Consider the following 17,243-nt stretch of genomic DNA (forward strand, 5'->3'; position numbering starts at 1 on the left):
CCATACGTTCACGGATGGTGGACGGCGATGTCCGGCACAGTGGCTTTCATTCTGATGAACCACTGCAAGGACTCTTCGATGCGCTCCGTTCCCACCCTGCTCGCCCTCTCCCTGCTCGCCGCCGGCGCCTCGTTCGCCAATGCCGCCCACGCCGCCGAAGGCGACGACCGCTTCGCCATCCGCCTCGGTGCGATGAACATCGACTCGGACAACACGATCCGCGGCAAGACCAATGTGGCAGGCCAGGACATCGCGCTGGACCAGGACTTCAAGCTGGGCGGCAAGGAATGGGAGCCGCGCATCGACGGCATGTTCCGCATCAGCAACCGCCAGCGCCTGCTGTTCAACTACTTCAAGTATGACAAGGACCGCCGCGAGACCCTGGACCAGGGCATTTCCTTCGGTGGTGAGAACGTGCCGGCCGGCAGCTTCGTGAAGGGCGAACTGAAGTACCAGGTGGCCAGCCTGGTCTACGACTACTCGGTCGTTGATACCGACACCTTCGACCTCGGCCTGCAGATCGGTGGCGAGTACGCCAAGGTCAGCACCAAGGGCTACGCCGATCTGGGCACCGTCTACGAAGGCCAGTTCCTCAACGAGAAGGCCGACGGCATCGCACCGGTGGTGGGTGCGCGCATGACCTTCACCCCGGGCGAGCGCTGGATGATCACGCTGCAGGGCCAGTACCTGAACACGCGTTGGGGCAGCTTCGATGACTACAAGGGCGACCTGAGCCGCGCCAATGCCATCGTCGATTACCGCTTCACCAAGAACTTCGGCGTATTCGCTGGCTACGACTGGTTCAAGCTGGACGTGGACAAGAAGGGCAGCGACGGCACCGTCGGCCTGAAGCAGGAATTCAAGGGCCCGGTGGCCGGCGTCAGCTTCGTGTTCTGATCCCCCGCTCCTTCCACACGCTCTCTCCTGGCGCGGCCTCCGGAAAATCGGGGCCGCGTTTTTTGTTTGCGACGCGGAGCTCTGGGTAGAGTCTGCTGGGTAGAGTCGACTGTTAGTCGACTATCGCGCGCAGCGCGGGGTTTTCGCGATCTGAAGGGAGAGCAGTCGACTGACAGTCGACTCTACCCAGCCGACTATCGCGCGCAGCGCGGGGTTGTCGCGACCTGAAGGGAGAGCAGTCGACTGACAGTCGACTCTACCCCGTCGGCTCTACCCAGTTGACTCTATCCCGCCGAGACCACGCACAAAAAACCCGGCTTTCGCCGGGTTTTTGTTTACAGCGCGCGAGCGCCTTACTTCTTCTTCGGCATGTACAGATCAGTGATCGTGCCGTCGTAGATTTCCGAGGCCATCGCCACCGATTCGCTCAGCGTCGGGTGCGCGTGGATGGTGTGGCCAATGTCTTCGGCTTCCGCACCCATCTCGATCGCCAGGCCGATCTCGGCCAGCAGGTCACCCGCGTGCACGCCGACGATGGCACCACCGATGATGCGGTGGGTCTCTTCGTCGAAGATCAGCTTGGTGAAGCCCTCGGTACGGCCAATGCCGATCGCGCGGCCGCTCGCCGCCCACGGGAACTTGGCCACGCCGACCTTCAGGCCCTTGGCCTTGGCTTCGGTCTCGGTGACGCCCACCCAGGCGATTTCCGGGTTGGTATAGGCCACCGACGGAATCACCCGCGCCACCCACTCCTTCTTGTGGCCAGCTGCCACTTCAGCCGCCAGCTTGCCCTCGTGCGTGGCCTTGTGCGCCAGCATCGGGTTGCCGACGATGTCGCCGATGGCAAAGATGTGCGGCACGTTGGTGCGCATTTGGCGATCGACCGGGATGAAGCCACGGTCGGTGACCTGCACGCCGGCCTTCTCGGCATCGATCTTCTTGCCGTTCGGCGAGCGGCCCACGGCCACCAGCACGCGGTCGAAGGTGCCCTGGGCCAGCGCAGGCGCCTGGCCTTCCTCGGCGGCTTCGAAGGTGACGGTGATGCCCTTGGCATCGGCGGTGACGCCGGACGCCTTGGTCTTCAGGTGCACTTCAATGCCCTGCTTCTTCAGGCGGTCGGCCAGCGGCTTGACCAGGTCCTTGTCGGCGCCCGGCATCAGCTGGTCCATGAACTCGACCACGGTGACCTTGCTGCCCAGCGCGCCATACACGGTGGCCATTTCCAGGCCGATGATGCCGCCGCCGACGACCAGCAGCGAAGCCGGCACTTCGGCCAGCTCCAGCGCATCGGTGGAATCCATCACGCGCTTGTCGTCCCACGGGAAGTTCGGCAGCTTCACCGCCTGCGAACCGGCGGCGATGATGCACTTCTGGAAGCGCAGCAGCTGGGTGCTGCCGTCAGCAGCAGTGATTTCCAGCTCGTTGGCCGAAACAAACCTGCCGACACCCTGCACGTTGCGGACCTTGCGCTGCTTGGCCATGCCGGCCAGGCCCTTGGTCAGCTGGTTGACGACCTTTTCCTTGTACTGGCGCAGCTTGTCCAGGGTGATGGTCGGCTTGCCGAACTCGACGCCGAAATCACCGGCGTGGGCGACTTCGTCGATCACCGCCGCGGCATGCAGCAGCGCCTTGGACGGGATGCAGCCGACGTTAAGGCAGACGCCGCCGAGGCTGGCGTAACGCTCGACCAGCACCGTATCCAGCCCGACGTCGGCGGCGCGGAAGGCGGCCGTGTAGCCGCCCGGGCCCGAGCCCAGCACGACCATTTCGCATTCGATGTCGGCCGGCTTGCCGCTGGACAGTGCCGGCTTCGGTGCCGCCGGCTCGGCCGGGGCGCGGTGCGACGGGGTCACCGGCGGCTTGCTGGCCGGGGCGGCAGCTGCCGGGGCCGGCGCGGCGGCCTTGGCCGGGGCTTCGGCGGCGCCTTCAGCGTCCAGCAGCACGACCACGGCACCCTCGGACAGGGTGTCGCCCAGCTTGACCTTGATTTCCTTGACCACACCGGCGGCCGAGGACGGCACCTCCAGGGTGGCCTTGTCCGACTCCAGGGTCACCAGGCCCTGGTCCTTCTTCACCGTGTCGCCGACGGCGACCAACACTTCAATCACCGGCACATCGCTGTAATCGCCGATGTCGGGAACCTTGACTTCAATCGTGGCCATGGTGGGTTTTCCTCGTGCCCGGCCGGCATGGCCGGCGGGCTGTCACTGCATCTGTTCACGCGGCCGCGCCAGGGGCAGCGGCCGCACGGTGGGGGCGAAGCGGTGCCTTACAGCAGCACGCGGCGCATGTCGGCCAGTACCTGCGACAGGTACGTGGTGAAGCGTGCGGCCAGGGCGCCATCGATGACGCGGTGGTCGTAGCTCAGCGACAGCGGCAGCATCAGCTTCGGCGCGAATTCCTTGCCATTCCAGACCGGCTGGATGGAGGACTTGGACACGCCCAGGATGGCCACTTCCGGTGCATTGACGATCGGGGTGAACGCGGTGCCGCCGATGCCGCCCAGCGAGCTGATCGAGAAGCAGCCGCCGCTCATGTCGGCCGGGCCCAGCTTGCCGTCGCGGGCCTTCTTGGCCAGTTCGCCGGTTTCCTGCGCGATCTGGACCACGCCCTTCTTGTCCACGTCGCGGATGACCGGCACGACCAGGCCGTTCGGCGTATCGGCGGCAAAGCCGATGTGGAAGTACTTCTTCAGGGTCAGGTTTTCACCGCTGGCATCGAGCGAAGCGTTGAATTCCGGGAACTTCTTCAGTGCCGCGGCGCTGGCCTTGATCAGGAAGGCAAGCATGGTCAGCTTGATGCCGGCCTTCTCGTTCTCCTTGTTCAGCGCCACGCGCAGGCCTTCCAGGTCGGTGATGTCGGCCTGTTCGAACTGGGTGACGTGCGGGATCATCGCCCAGTTGCGGGCCAGGTTGGCACCCGAGATCTTCTTGATGCGCGACAGCGGCTGCACTTCGGTCTCGCCGAACTTGCTGAAGTCGACCTTCGGCCACGGCAGCAGGTTCAGGCCACCGCCAGCAGCAACGGCGGCACCGCCGGCAGCCGGCACGCCACCGCTGAGCGCGGCCTTGACGAACTTCTGCACGTCACCCTTGGTGATGCGGCCGCCCTTCTCGGTGCCGCTGATCTGCAGCAGGTCCACGCCCAGTTCGCGGGCGAACACGCGCACGGCCGGGGTGGCGTACGGCACCTTGGCCGGCAGCACGCCATCGGCGTTGAACTGCACCGGCGGGCTGGACGGAGCGCCGGCCGACGGCGCGGCGGCGACCGGAGCAGCTGCGGCAACCGGCGCGGCAGCCTGCGGAGCGGCCGGTGCAACCGCCGGGGCCGGAGCGGCCGCCTTGGCCGGTGCCGGCGCTGCAGCGCCTTCGGCTTCGATGATGGCGACCACATTGCCCTGCGACAGATTGTCGCCAACCTTGACCTTGATCTCCTTGACCACACCGGCCACCGAAGACGGCACTTCCATGGTGGCCTTGTCGCTTTCCAGCGTGACCAGACCCTGGTCCTTCTTGACCGTGTCGCCCACGGCGACCAGCACTTCGATGACCGGGATACCGGAGTAATCGCCGATATCCGGCACCAGCGCTTCCACCGCACCGCCGCTGGCGGCAGGGGCAGCCGGAGCGGCCGGGGCAGCGGCGGCCGGGGCCGGTGCGCTCTGGGTGGCGGCAGCCGGGGCAGCGGCCTTGGCCGGTGCGGGAGCGGCCTCGCCTTCGGCCACTTCGATCAGCGCCACCACCTTGCCCTCGGACAGGCTGTCGCCAACCTTGACCTTCAGTTCCTTGACCACACCGGCAACCGAGGACGGCACTTCCATCGTGGCCTTGTCGCTTTCCAGCGTCACCAGGCCCTGGTCCTTCTTGACCGTGTCGCCGACGGCGACAAGCACCTCGATTACCGGGATATCGCTGTAGTCACCGATATCGGGGACAAGTGCTTCCTTGATTTCGGCCATGGGGATAACTCCGGCAATCTGGTGTAGGGAAACGTCTATTGTGCGGCCAGCGGGGGCCAGCGCCAACCGTTACAGGTGTTTTCAGTACGCACGCAGCCGGGACAGGCTGTTGCCCATGGGGTGCGGCCGCGACCAGTCGGTAGCGTATTGTCCGGACGATGTCCGCTTCATGTCGCCAGTGCGTCGGCCACCGGCTGCCAGGCCACACGCAGGCGCGGCAACGACCAGGCCGCATTGGCCGGGCTGGTGGAAGGCAGCGCCAGCACCCGGGGTGGGGCCTCCAGCCGTGGCAGCACCCAGCGCTGGAACGCCAGCATCGATGCACCGCCGTTGCAACCGATCAGCTCCAGCTCAGGAAGGGAGGCGATCAATGCCGGCAGCGCATTGGGCACTTCCGTGCCGCGCACGATGTGCGCATCCAGGCTGCCGCGACGTTCGCATTGGCCGATGACATCCCACAGGCCGACACCTGCCGCCTGCACTGCCTGCAACCGCTGTGCATACGGCAGGCCCGCATCAAACCCGCAGATATCAGCCATCAGCGACCAGAAACGATTGCGTGGATGGGCGTAGTAGCGCTGCTCCTGCAATGACGCCGCGCCCGGCATCGAGCCCAGCAACAGCACCCGGCACTCCACGTTCACCTGCGCTTGCAGGCCGATGCACAACGTTGCTTCGCTCACATCTTCTCCAACTGCATGAATGTCGGCGCGCGCGGAAAACCCCAAGGAAACAGGCTTTTCGCACTGATCGCTGAACAAGGAAAACTATTTTTTAACGCGCGTCGGATTCGATTCATGTTGAGGCGACTACGGTGTGCTCGCCCCGCAACCGGGGGCCCAAAACAAGAAACACTAGGAGATACCCCCATGCGCTCCATCCGTATCCTGAGTCTCGCCCTGCTGACCTCCGCCGCGTTCGCGCCGGCCGCTTTCGCCCAGGACAGCAGCTCCACCGATACCGCTTCGGGCAAGCATTTTGCCGTGGTTGGCGGCGTCGCGCTGCTGCAGCCGAAGAATGATCCGATCGACGGCATCAAGAAGGTCGATGGCGGCCCGGCACCGACCGTCAGCTTCAGCTACTACATCAACGACAACTGGGCCGTTGAACTGTGGGGCGCCGCCGACAAGTTCGACCACAAGGTGAAGGGCCCGAACAATGCCCGCCTGGGCAACGTCGAGCAGCAGCCGGTCGCGCTGAGCGGCCAGTACCACTTCGGCCAGGCTGACAACGTGTTCCGTCCGTTCGTGGGCGTGGGCTACTACCAGTCCAGCTTCAGCAATGAAACGCTGGCTGACGGCAGCAGCTCCGACATCCGCCTCAAGGATGCCAAGGGCGTGATCGGCACCGTCGGCGTGGACATGAACATCAACTCCACCTGGTTCGCCCGTGCCGATGCCCGCTACATGCGTTCGCGTCCGGACGTGAAGGTCGGCGGCGAGAAGATCGGCGAAGCGAAGATGGATCCGTGGACCGTCGGCTTCGGCATCGGCGCCCGCTTCTGATCCAGGCAGTACCTGCTTCATTGATGTAACGCGACGGGCCCTTCGGGGCCCGTCGTCGTTTCCGTCACCTGCTGTCTGTAGAGTCGACTGCCAGTCGACTGCTCTTCCAGAAGTCGAGCATGGCTCGACTCTACAAAAGGCAGTCGACTGACAGTCGACTCTACGCACACACACAGGACACGGAGGCACGATGCACGAAGTCGACCTGCTGGTGATCGGTGGCGGCATCAACGGCGCCGGCATCGCCCGTGATGCGGCCGGCCGCGGCCTGCGGGTGCTGTTGTGCGAGCAGGATGACCTGGCCGCGCACACCTCCAGCGCCAGCAGCAAGCTGATCCACGGCGGCCTGCGCTACCTGGAACAGGGCGAGTTCGGACTGGTGCGCAAGGCACTGGGCGAACGCGAAGTGGTACGCCGGCAGGCACCCCATCTGGTCCGTCCGTTGCGCTTCGTACTGCCATGGGAACCCCACTTGCGACCGCGCTGGATGCTGCGCGCGGGCCTGTGGCTGTACGACCATCTCGGCCGGCGCAGCCCGACGTTCCCCGCCTCGCGCGCACTGGACCTGCAACGCGACCCGCTCGGCCCCTGGCTCTCCCCGGATCTGCGGCAGGCCTTCAGCTACGCCGATGCGCAGGTCGATGACGCGCGGCTGGTGCTGCTCAATGCGTTGGACGCCGCCCAGCGTGGCGCACGGGTGCATGTGCGCAGCCGCTGCATCGAACTGCGCCCTGTGCAGGGCCGTTGGCAGGCCACGCTGGAAGCCACCGACGGCCGGCAGCAAACGGTGATCGCCCACGCCGTTGCCAATGCGGCCGGCCCCTGGGCAGGAGGCGTGCTGGAACGGATGCAGGCGCGCGATGGCGGCCCCGCCCTGCGCCTGGTACAGGGCAGCCACATCGTGCTGCGCCGGCCCTGGCCCGACGACAGTGCCTGCCTGCTTCAGCAGCCCGATGGCCGTGTGGTGTTCCTGTTGCCCTTCGCCCACGACCACCTGCTGGTCGGCACCACCGACACCGACTACCGCGGCGACCCGGCCCGGTGCAGCGTGCTGCCTGCCGAAGTGCGCTACCTGTGCGACGCAGCCAATCGCTACCTGCGCGAAGCCATCACCCCGGAAGACGTGGTCTGGCAGTTCGCGGGGGTTCGCCCGTTGCTGGCCGATCCGGACCCGCGCGCAGCCAAGCTGAGCCGCGACTACCGCCTGCAGCTGCAGTCCGGCCCGGCGCCAGCGCTGCATGTGCTGGGCGGAAAGCTGACCACCTACCGGGTACTGGCCGAAGAAGCGCTGGAGCTGCTGCGCCCTGCCCTGCCACAGATGGGCCCGGCGTGGACGGCAAGCGGAGACCCGCTGCCGGGCAGCGATTGGGGGGACGCCGCACAGGCGCATTCCCGCCTGCAGGCGCTGGCACCATGGTTGCCCGCAGGTATCGCGCGACGCTGGGCCGGGGCCTATGGCAGTCGCAGTGAGGAGTTGCTGCAGGGTGTTCAGGGCATGGGCGATCTTGGCGAGGACTTTGGCGGCGGCCTGCATGCCCGCGAAGTGGACTTCCTGCGCGACCACGAATGGGCCTGGGACGCCGAGGACGTGCTGTGGCGGCGGAGCAAGCTGGGGTTGCGGCTGGACGCTGCCCAGGTGGCTCGGCTGCAGGCGTGGATGGAGCAACGGTAGCGCCGGGCCATGCCCGGCGGTTCGCGGTGACGCCGGGCATGGCCCGGCCCTACCGATGCTTTAGGATTTCCCCATCGCTACCGGAGACGCTGCATGACGCCCCGCTACGTGCTGGCCATCGACCAGGGCACCACCAGTTCGCGCGCGATCCTGTTCGACCGTGCTGGCGACATCGTCGGCAGTGCGCAGCGCGAGTTCGCGCAGATCTTCCCGCAACCGGGCTGGGTCGAGCATGACCCACGCGAGATCCTCACCAGTGTCTATGCCACGCTGACCGAACTGCTCAGCCGCGAACAGATCGACCCGCGCCATATCGCCGCGCTGGGCATCACCAACCAGCGCGAGACCACCGTGGTCTGGGACCGCGCCACCGGCCAGCCGATCCACAATGCCATCGTCTGGCAGTCGCGGCAGAGCCACGCCATCTGCGAGCGGCTGAAGTCCGACGGGCATGAAGCACTGGTCCGTGAACGCACCGGCCTGCTGATCGACGCCTATTTCTCCGCCACCAAGGTGCGCTGGATCCTCGACCACGTGGAAGGTGCGCAGCAGCGCGCCGAGCGTGGCGAGCTGCTGTTCGGCACCATCGACAGCTGGCTGGTGTGGAACCTCAGTGGCGGCCAGGCGCACGTGACCGACTACAGCAACGCCGCGCGCACCCTGCTGTTCAACATCCACACGCTGAACTGGGATGACGACCTGCTGGCGCTGCTGGACATACCCCGAGCGATGCTGCCGCAGGTGCGCGATTCCAGCGCGGTGTATGCGCACACCCGGCCGCAGTTCTTCTTCGACCACCCGATCCCGATCGCCGGCATCGCCGGAGACCAGCAGGCGGCGCTGTTCGGCCAGGCCTGCTTCCAGCCGGGCATGGTCAAGAACACCTATGGCACCGGCTGCTTCATGCTGATGCACACCGGCACGCAGGCGGTACGATCCCGTAACGGCCTGCTGACCACCATTGCCTGGGGCCTGGATGGCCGCGTGGAATATGCGCTGGAAGGCTCGATCTTCATCGCCGGCTCGGTGGTGCAGTGGCTGCGCGACGGCCTGCGCATGATCGAGCGTGCCAGTGACAGCCAAGCGCTGGCCGCGCAGGTGCCCGACAGTGGTGGCGCCTACCTGGTGCCGGCGTTCGTCGGCCTGGGCGCCCCCTATTGGCGCAGCGATGTGCGCGGCGCGATGTTCGGCCTGACCCGCGGCACCCGCAAGGAGCACTTCGTGCGTGCGGCACTGGAGGCGATGGCCTACCAGACCCGCGACGTGCTCGACGCGATGCAGTCCGATGCGGGCATCGCGCTGACCGAACTGCGTGCCGACGGCGGTGCAATCGGTAATGACTTCCTGGCCGGCTTCCAGGCCGACATCCTCGGCGTGCCGCTGCTGCGGCCTCGGCTGACCGAGACCACCGCGCTGGGCGCGGCCTACCTGGCCGGCCTGGCAGTGGGGTTCTGGTCCAGCCGCGAGCAGATCGCCGCGCAGTGGGGCCTGGACCGGCGCTTCGAGCCACAGATGGACGTGGCCCGGCGCGAGAAGCTGTATGCCGGGTGGCAGCAGGCCGTGGCGGCCACCCTCGCCTTCCACGTCGATTGAAACTGCAATGTCGCGCCGTGCCGTGCCCGGCTACGGTACGTGGGTTACCCCTGTAGAGCCGAGCCATGCTCGGCTGCCGTTGGTGGGGCGCCGCAAAAAAGCAGAGCCGAGCATGGGCTCGGCTCTGCAGGGAAGGCAGTGTCGACCAAGGTCGACACCCACCATTTCAAATCAACAGGTCAGCCGCAATCAGAACGCCGGCAGCACCGCGCCCTTGTACTTGGTCTCGATGAAGGCCTTCACCTGCGGGCTGGTCAGCGCCTTGGCCAGCTTCTGCACGCGGGCGTCGTCCTTGTTGTCCGGCCGCGCGACCAGGAAGTTCACGTACGGCGAATCCTTGCTCTCGATCGCCAATGCGTCCTGGGTCGGGTTGAGGCCGGCGTCCAGCGCGTAGTTGGTGTTGATCAGGGCCAGGTCGACCTGGTCCAGCACGCGCGGCAGCATCGCCGAGTCCAGCTCGCGGAACTTCAGGTTCTTCGGGTTGGCGATGATGTCGCGCTGGGTCGACAGGGCGTTGGTCGGGTCCTTCAGCGCGATCACGCCGGCCTTGTGCAGCAGGATCAGCGCGCGGCTGTTGTTGCTCGGGTCGTTCGGGATCACCACGTCGGCGCCTTCGCGCAGCTCGGCCAGCGACTTGATCTTGCGCGAGTACGCACCGAACGGTTCGATGTGCACGCCGATCACCTTCACCAGGTCGGTCTTGCGGTCGCGGTTGTAGGCATCCAGGTACGGCTCGGTCTGGAAGTAGTTGGCGTCCACCTGCTTCTGCACCAGCTGGTCGTTGGGCTGCACGTAGTCGTTGAACACGCGCACGTCCAGGTCCACGCCTTCCTGCTTGAGGATCGGCTTGACCACCTCGAGGATCTCGGCGTGCGGCACGGCCGTGGCAGCCACCACCAGCTTCTGCGAGGGTTCGCCGGACTTGCCACAGGCGGTCAGGGCCAGCGCAGCGGCAAGCAGGGGCAGCAACAGGGTCTTCTTCATGGGCGGTGGGGTTCTCGGGGGGAGTGTCAGGATTTTTCGTAGTTGCTCAGGGCCAGCTCGAGCAGCGCCTTGGCCTGCTCGCGCAGCATCACCGGCTCGACGATCTCGGCATCCGAGCCGTAGTGCAGCACGTCCATCAGCAGCTCGCGGGAGACGCTGTACGGCACCTTCAGTTCATAGCGGCCATCCGCCAGGAAGCGGCCCTGCTGCTTGGAGTGCCAGTGCTCGTCGGCCACCCAGCGCGCGGCCTTGGCACTGAACAGGATGGTCGCCCAGCCCTTCGGCGCACCGGAGAAGATGCCGTAGCTGGCACCCAGCTGCTCGTCCAGCTCGCTGTCGGCAACGTCGCGGGCAGTGCTGTCGACGACCCGCGCCTTGTGGATGCGGTCCACGGCGAAGCTGCGCAGGGCTTCGCGGTCATGGTCCCAGGCATCCAGGTACCAGTTGTCGCGGTAGTGGGTCAGGCGCTGCGGCGAGACGGTGCGCTTGGTCGGCTCGTCGGTGGAACGTGCACGGTACTCGAACGCCAGCTGGCGGCGCTCCAGCACCGCCGAGGCCACGCTGCGGAAGCTGCCTTCATCGAACTTGCGTCCGCGGTGCGGGATTACCCGCACACGGTCCACCGGCCAGTTGGAGACACCGGCCTGGGCTGCCAGCAGGCTCTCGATACGCTGCTGCAGCGGCGCCAGCACCGAGGACAGCACGCCGCCGCCGGTCCGCGCCAGCAGGTGCTGCGAGGCCAGCAGGGCATGCAGCTCCTCCGAGCTGAGCCACAGGCCGGGCAGCTCGAAGCGGTCGCTCTCGTCGGCCTGGTAGCGGAAGCCGGCCTCGCCGTCGCCCTCGATCGGTGCCATCAGCGCATCGCGCAGGAAGGCCAGGTCGCGGTAGACGGTGGCACGGGAACAACCGAGCTTGTCCTGCAGGGTCGCCACCGTCACCGGATAGCGCGCGGACTTGAGCAGACGATGCAGGGCGGTGATGCGTTCGTATCGGTCCATACCCCCGATTATGTCCGAGTCGCGGGTCTTGTGTGGGACGTTTGGGCTATCGTGGTCGCCCCCACCCCCATGGAACGCCCGATGCGCCGGTTGCCTGCCCTGTCCCTGCTGGCCTGCCTGCTGCTGGCTGCCTGCGATCGCGCACCGGCGCCGGCCAGCACCGAAGCCCCCGTGCCCGCCGCAGATCCGGCGCAGGCCGTACTGGGCGCCAGCCAACGCTTTGCGGCCCTGAGCAGTTTCCATGCCGAGCTGGAGGTGCTGGGCGCGCCGCAGCCGGTGCGCAGCGCCATGGACTTCGTCGCGCCCGACCGCTTCCGCGTGCAGACCCCGGGCGGGCCGCAGACGATCATCGGCGACACCATGTTCCTGCAGGCCGACGGCGCGATCCGCCAGGTTCCCACCCCGCCGGGCCTGCTGGAGCAGTGGCGCAATCCATTGCCGGCCGACGCCCTGCCTGCCGACCTGCAGGCCGAGGATCTGGGCAGCCAATCGCTGGATGGGGTCGAGACCCGTCACTACCGCCTGCGTGGTGCGCAGGCCGGCGAACGTCTGGAGTACTGGGTGGACGCCCAGGGCCTGCCAAGGCAGATCGTGCGCAGCGGCAGCAGCAATGGCCGCAGTTTCCAGCTGCGCCTGCGCTATTCGCGCTTCAACGACCCGGCATTGCGTATCGATCTGCCCTGAATAGGCGTTCGCGGCAACGTCTGCTGAAGCGCGCCTTGGATCGATTCGGACCGCCATCACGCTTCCAGTATCATCACCGGCTGTCAACCGCTTCGGAGAAGCCCCGATGTCCCTGCGCGTGTCCCTGCTGATCCCCCTGCTGCTGTGCGCGCCGCTCGCGTATGCACAGGATGCCTCCGAACTGGCGGCGATGTCTTCGCCGTGGAGCGGCAGTGGCGGCGAGCTCGGCTTCGCCTCGGCACGCGGCAACAGCAGCACCGAGAGCTTCAACGGCCGCCTGCGCCTGCGCTACACCGACGGCGACTGGGTGCACAGCATGGACCTGTTCGGCCTGCGCTCCAGCTCCAAGGTGACCGAGACCAACGACGACGGCACCACCACCCGCCGCAACAACACCACCGCCAACCGCTACACCGGCAGCGCCGGCAGCGCGCTGCAGCTGGGCGAGCACCGCCAGCTGACCGCCACGGTACGTACCGAGCGCGACGATTTCGCCACCTACGACCGCCAGAGCTCGTTCGGTCTGGGTTACGGTACCCGCCTGTGGAACACCGAGCGCTTCTCGTTCGACGCGCAGATCGGCCCCGGTGTGCGCCGCACCCACAGCACCGAGGACGACCGCACCCGTACCGGCATGATCGGTCGTGGCCTGTTCGACCTGAAGTACTCGCTGACCGACAACACCGACCTGGTGAACACCCTGCTGGTCGAATCCGGTTCGTACAACACCTTCGGCCAGAACGACTTCGGCGTGTCGGTGAGCATGAACGAGCACCTGGCGCTGAAGGCCGGCTGGCAGGCGCGTTACAACAGTGACGTGGCCGAGGACAAGCGCAAGACCGATACGCTGACCACGATGAACGTGGTCTACAAGTTCAAGTAAGCAGAACGGGCGCCCAGGCGCCCGTTCTTCTTTCGGTAGTGCCGGCCCCTGGCCGGCAACCGCATCCAATCGGGATCATGAGGTTGCCGGCCAGCGGCCGGCACTACCTGATGGCTCAGACGTCGAGAAGTTCGCCGGCGCCATCATCCAGCAGCAGCTTCGCCACGCGCTGGCCCAGGCCTTCCGGGTCACTGGCAGGGCCCAAGGCCTCGGCACGCACCGCACGGCCATCGCTGGCACTGCCGACCAGCCCCTGCAGGTGCAGGTCGTCCCCCTGCCACTGCGCGATCGCCGCCACCGGCACGTGGCAGCTGCCATGCAACGCGCGGTTCATCGCCCGCTCGGCTTCCACGCAGGCGCGCGTAGCTGCATCATCCAGGCCGGCGAACAGCGCCATCAGGCGCGTATTGCCGCCATCACACTCCACCGCCACCGCCCCCTGTGCCGGTGCCGGCAACCACTGCGGCGGCTGCAGTCGCGCGACGATGCGCTCGCCCAGGCCGAGCCGTTCCAGCCCGGCCACCGCCAGCACGATGGCGTCGTAGCCACCGTTGTCGAGCTTGGCCAGGCGGGTGTTGACGTTGCCGCGCAGGTCCAGCAGTTCCAGGTCCGGTCGCAGCGCGCGCAGCTGGGCCTGGCGGCGCAGTGACGACGTGCCGACCCGCGCACCGATCGGCAACGCGTCCAGCGAGGCATACAGGTTGGAAACAAAGCCATCGGCCGGATCGTGGCGGGTCAGCATCGCCGGCAGCGCGAATGGCGCGTCCAGTTCCATCGGCACATCCTTGAGCGAATGCACGGCGCAGTCGGCGTCACCGCGCAGCATCGCCAGCTCCAGTTCCTTCAGGAACAGGCCCTTGCCGCCGATGGCGGCCAGCGAACGGTCCAGCACCTCGTCGCCGCGGGTGCTCATCGGCACCAGTTCCACATGCAGGCCGGGGTGGGCCTGGCGCAGGCGGTCGGCGACGTGTTCGCTCTGCCAGAGGGCGAGCGGGCTCTTGCGGGTGGCGATGCGGACGGTTTCCATCCGGTCATTATCGCGCCTTCGGCGCGGATACGGCCAACGGCGGAGCCCCTCGTGGCTGGGGCGAACTGTTGGATCATTGCGCTTGGCCGGGCGGGGTGGGTTCGCGGGGGACGCCGTGAATCCGTCCGTGGAGGCTTGGCCGCGGCATCCATGCCGCGGACACCCCCGCGAACCCACCCCGCCCGACCTCTGACAGTTTCCGTGCGCGCCAGCCACGGAAGATCAAAAGAAAAGAGCAGAAACAAAGGCAACAGCCGGCGGCTTCCGGGGTCAGATCCCTTTTCCGCAGGAAAAGGGATCTGACCCCTCTTTCCAAGCCGATAACACCAATGCTCTTGCCGTCCGTCACCGGGAAATTCGCGAGGGTGAGGCGGGATGGGCGGGCGGGACCGTTGGCGCCATGGATGGCGCCATCGAGCCCCCATGGATGGGTTTACGGCGTGTCCCGCCCGCCCATCCCGCCTCGCCCAGCACGCAACAACACAGAGCCGACCATCCGGCTGTTGCTGTTGCTGTTGCTGTTGCTGTTGCTGTTACTGTTGCTGTTACTGTTGATTTCGAAGCAGTCGCGGCCGCAGGCCGCGCGGGACCACTCACAGATGCCGCAGTTCCTGCTTCAGCGTCGCCACGCAGCGGCGGCTGACTTCCAGCGGCTGCTTGCCATGCCGCAGCATCGCCTGCACCTGCCCGCCCGTTCCCCGACGCAGTTCGACCAGCTCGTGGCGCGCCACCAGGCAGTTGCGATGGATGCGGATGAAACGGCTGGCGAACTCCTCCTCCAGCGATTTCAGCGACTCCTCGATCAGGTCTTCGCCGCGCGCATGGTGCACCACCACGTACTTCTCTTCGGCCTGCAGGTAGTGGATGTCGTCCAGCGGAATCAGCCGCAGGCTGCCACGCAGGCGTGCGCACAGCATGCTGCGGGCCTGCTGCCCGCCGCTGTCCTGCGGCTGGCCATCGCGGCCGGCCAGGAACGTGCGTGCACGTGCGATCGCGGCGGCCAGGCGCTCGGCGCGGACCGGCTTCATCAGGTAATCGATCGCCGCCGCTTCAAAGGCCGACAGGGCGTGCGCGTCGTAAGCGGTGCAGAACACCACCGCCGGCCGCGGCTCGAAGCTGGCCAGATGGCGCGCCGCCTCCAGGCCGTCCAGCCCGGGCATCGCGATGTCCAGCAGGACCAGGTCCGGCTGCAGCTCCGCGCACGCATGCAGGGCCTGCTCGCCGTTGCCGGCCTCGGCCACCACATCCACGCCGTCCTGCGCCGCCAGCAGGCTGCGCAGGCGCTCGCGCGCCAGCGGTTCGTCATCGGCGATGACTACCCTCACGATCGTCCCCTCACTGGATCGGCACTGTCACCTGGCAGGCATAGTAGCCCTCGCTCCAGCCAGCCGTCATCCGCGCGGCGCTGCCGAAGCGCCAGGCCAGCCGGTGACCGATGCTGTGCTGGGCATGGCCGGCACCACGCGCCAGCGCCAGGCCCGGTGCCTGCGGATCGGGCGCGGGATTGCGCACGCGGATCTGCAGCTCACTGCCTTCGCGCACCAGCTGCAATTCGATGGTGCCGCCCTCGGGCAGTCGTGAAATGCCATGCAGCACGGCGTTTTCCACCAGCGGCTGCAGTACCAGCCTCGGCAATGGCAGGTCCCACGGCAGCGGCTCGTCGCGTTGCCAGCGCACCTGTAGGCGTTCGCCCAGGCGCAGCGATTCGATCGACAGATAGCGCTCGGCCAGTTCGCATTCGTCGCGCAACGTAGAATCGCCCTCGCCCGCCCCCAGGGCAGCACGGAACAGATCGGACAGATCCAGCACCGCGCGCTCGGCCACGGCCGGGTCGCGATGCAGCAGGCTGGCGATCAGGTTCATGCTGTTGAACAGGAAATGCGGGCGGATGCGCGCCTGCAGCGCGTCAGCCTGGGCACGCGCGTTGGCTTGCACCTGCGCGGCCCAGCGATCGCTCACATAGAAGTAGCGCAGGGCCAGCGCGGCGATCAGTGCCGTGGTTGCCGCACTGCCGAGGGTGAAGCGCCAGAAGCTGATGCCGCGGGCGAAGTTGTCGCCCAGTACCGCGTACAGCGCGTGCACGATGCCGGCACAGATCACCGCGATCAGGGTCGCCAGCACGATCGCTGCGACAGCGCCCAGCACCTGCGGCAGCCTCGACAGTGCCTGCCGCAGCAGGCACAGGCTGGCGGTCACCGCCAGCGCCAGCCACAGCGCGAAGCCGCTGGCCGACAGCAGCTCGCCAAAGGTCCAGTGACGGCTGCCATCGGGCGCCAGCGCCAGCACCACCACTACCAGCTCGGCCAGGCCGAGCATCGCCGCCAGCCGCGGCAGGCGGCACAGTTCCGGCATCCACGGCGGTGTGCTGGCCGGCGACATGGATCAGGCGGCGCCCAGCCGTTCCTGCAGCCAGTCACCCAGCGCATCGATTTCTTCGGCGCAGACCTGATGGGCCATCGGGTAGCTGTGCCATTCCACGTCCAGGCCCAGCGCCTGCAGGGCCTGCGCGCTGTGTACGGCCACCGCCTGCGGAATCACCGGGTCGCTGCTGCCGTGGGCCATGAACACCGGCACCTGCACCGCACCGTCAACGCGCTTGGCGCTCTCGGCTTCCGGCAGGTACGTGGACAGTGCGATCAGGCCGGCCAGCGGCGCGGTGCGCGACAGTGCAGCGGTGAGGATGATTGCCCCGCCCTGCGAGAAGCCGGCCAGGAAGATCTTCTCCGGCGCAATGCCGCGCTCGATCTCGCGTGCGATCAGCGCGTCCAGCTGCTGCACCGATTCCTGTACGCCGGCCATGTCGGCACGCGAGCGGAAGTCCATGCCGACGATGTCGTACCAGCCGCGCATCGGCACGCCGTTGTTGATCGTGATCGGCCGCACCGGTGCGTGCGGGAACACAAAGCGCAGCGCCGGCCAGTGCGGGCGCACCAGTTCCGGCACGATCGGCGCGAAGTCGTGGCCGTCGGCGCCAAGCCCGTGCAGCCAGATCACCGACCACTGCGGCGACGCGCCGGTCTCCTGTTCCACCGTTTGCAGCAT

The 17,243-nt window shown here is 67.2% G+C and carries 15 protein-coding genes; 6 read left to right on the forward strand and 9 right to left on the reverse strand.

The features are described 5' to 3' along the window. The first annotated feature begins 78 nt into the window (after nt 1–78). Nucleotides 79–897 carry a hypothetical protein gene (locus tag AC5P88_RS06310; protein ID WP_106551346.1) on the forward strand — a complete coding sequence of 273 codons (819 nt, stop codon included), beginning with the start codon at nt 79–81 and terminating at the stop codon, nt 895–897. Between the two features lie 353 nt (nt 898–1,250). Here AC5P88_RS06310 and lpdA read toward each other — a convergent pair whose 3' ends face one another. The 3 genes from lpdA to AC5P88_RS06325 all read right to left on the reverse strand — a co-directional run bounded on the left by lpdA (nt 1,251) and on the right by AC5P88_RS06325 (nt 5,538). Further along, entirely contained in the window at nt 1,251–3,059 is a 1,809-nt protein-coding gene (gene lpdA / locus AC5P88_RS06315; protein ID WP_106551395.1) for a dihydrolipoyl dehydrogenase, read from the reverse strand. Between the two features lie 107 nt (nt 3,060–3,166). Further along, complete coding sequence (gene aceF / locus AC5P88_RS06320; protein WP_495224600.1) at nt 3,167–4,855, reverse strand: dihydrolipoyllysine-residue acetyltransferase; 1,689 nt, start codon at nt 4,853–4,855, stop codon at nt 3,167–3,169. Between the two features lie 167 nt (nt 4,856–5,022). Next, nucleotides 5,023–5,538, reverse strand: coding sequence for a DNA-deoxyinosine glycosylase (locus AC5P88_RS06325; protein ID WP_106551397.1), 516 nt, complete (start codon nt 5,536–5,538; stop codon nt 5,023–5,025). 186 nt (nt 5,539–5,724) lie between these two features. On the opposite strand from AC5P88_RS06325, the gene AC5P88_RS06330 reads away from it, so the two are divergent. The 3 genes from AC5P88_RS06330 (at nt 5,725) to glpK (ending at nt 9,625) form a co-directional block, all read left to right on the forward strand. Then, nucleotides 5,725–6,360, forward strand: a complete 636-nt coding sequence (locus AC5P88_RS06330) for an OmpW/AlkL family protein (RefSeq protein WP_005411140.1) — start codon at nt 5,725–5,727, stop codon at nt 6,358–6,360. Between the two features lie 190 nt (nt 6,361–6,550). Next, nucleotides 6,551–8,032 (forward strand): glycerol-3-phosphate dehydrogenase, encoded by a 1,482-nt coding sequence (gene glpD, locus AC5P88_RS06335; protein ID WP_495224601.1) that lies wholly within the window; start codon nt 6,551–6,553, stop codon nt 8,030–8,032. 93 nt (nt 8,033–8,125) lie between these two features. After that, the gene (gene glpK, locus AC5P88_RS06340; RefSeq protein ID WP_495224602.1) at nt 8,126–9,625 is read left to right on the forward strand and encodes a glycerol kinase GlpK; all 1,500 of its coding nucleotides are present in this window, start codon (nt 8,126–8,128) and stop codon (nt 9,623–9,625) included. Between the two features lie 189 nt (nt 9,626–9,814). Here the strand turns inward: glpK and AC5P88_RS06345 are convergent, their stop codons facing one another. Together AC5P88_RS06345 and AC5P88_RS06350 are read right to left on the reverse strand one after the other, a co-directional pair. Further along, nucleotides 9,815–10,609 carry a MetQ/NlpA family ABC transporter substrate-binding protein gene (locus tag AC5P88_RS06345; protein ID WP_049429097.1) on the reverse strand — a complete coding sequence of 265 codons (795 nt, stop codon included), beginning with the start codon at nt 10,607–10,609 and terminating at the stop codon, nt 9,815–9,817. A 26-nt stretch (nt 10,610–10,635) separates the two neighbouring features. After that, nucleotides 10,636–11,607, reverse strand: coding sequence for a helix-turn-helix transcriptional regulator (locus AC5P88_RS06350; protein WP_005411144.1), 972 nt, complete (start codon nt 11,605–11,607; stop codon nt 10,636–10,638). A gap of 81 nt (nt 11,608–11,688) precedes the next feature. Here AC5P88_RS06350 and AC5P88_RS06355 point away from each other — a divergent pair, with 81 nt between their 5' ends. Both AC5P88_RS06355 and AC5P88_RS06360 read left to right on the forward strand, forming a co-directional pair. Continuing rightward, complete coding sequence (locus AC5P88_RS06355) at nt 11,689–12,291, forward strand: LolA-like protein (RefSeq protein ID WP_106551382.1); 603 nt, start codon at nt 11,689–11,691, stop codon at nt 12,289–12,291. A gap of 106 nt (nt 12,292–12,397) precedes the next feature. After that, nucleotides 12,398–13,174, forward strand: coding sequence for a DUF481 domain-containing protein (locus tag AC5P88_RS06360; protein ID WP_046987542.1), 777 nt, complete (start codon nt 12,398–12,400; stop codon nt 13,172–13,174). Between the two features lie 115 nt (nt 13,175–13,289). Here AC5P88_RS06360 and hemC read toward each other — a convergent pair whose 3' ends face one another. The 4 genes from hemC to AC5P88_RS06380 form a co-directional block, all read right to left on the reverse strand. Further along, nucleotides 13,290–14,201: a hydroxymethylbilane synthase gene (hemC, locus tag AC5P88_RS06365; protein WP_495224603.1), complete on the reverse strand. Its 912-nt coding sequence runs from the start codon at nt 14,199–14,201 to the stop codon at nt 13,290–13,292. 593 nt (nt 14,202–14,794) lie between these two features. Then, nucleotides 14,795–15,526, reverse strand: coding sequence for a LytR/AlgR family response regulator transcription factor (locus tag AC5P88_RS06370; protein WP_495224604.1), 732 nt, complete (start codon nt 15,524–15,526; stop codon nt 14,795–14,797). A gap of 10 nt (nt 15,527–15,536) precedes the next feature. After that, nucleotides 15,537–16,580, reverse strand: coding sequence for a sensor histidine kinase (locus AC5P88_RS06375; protein WP_495224605.1), 1,044 nt, complete (start codon nt 16,578–16,580; stop codon nt 15,537–15,539). A gap of 3 nt (nt 16,581–16,583) precedes the next feature. After that, nucleotides 16,584–17,243, reverse strand: a complete 660-nt coding sequence (locus AC5P88_RS06380; RefSeq protein ID WP_495224606.1) for an alpha/beta hydrolase — start codon at nt 17,241–17,243, stop codon at nt 16,584–16,586.

Source organism: Stenotrophomonas sp. YJH_SMC_8, from assembly GCF_059371315.1.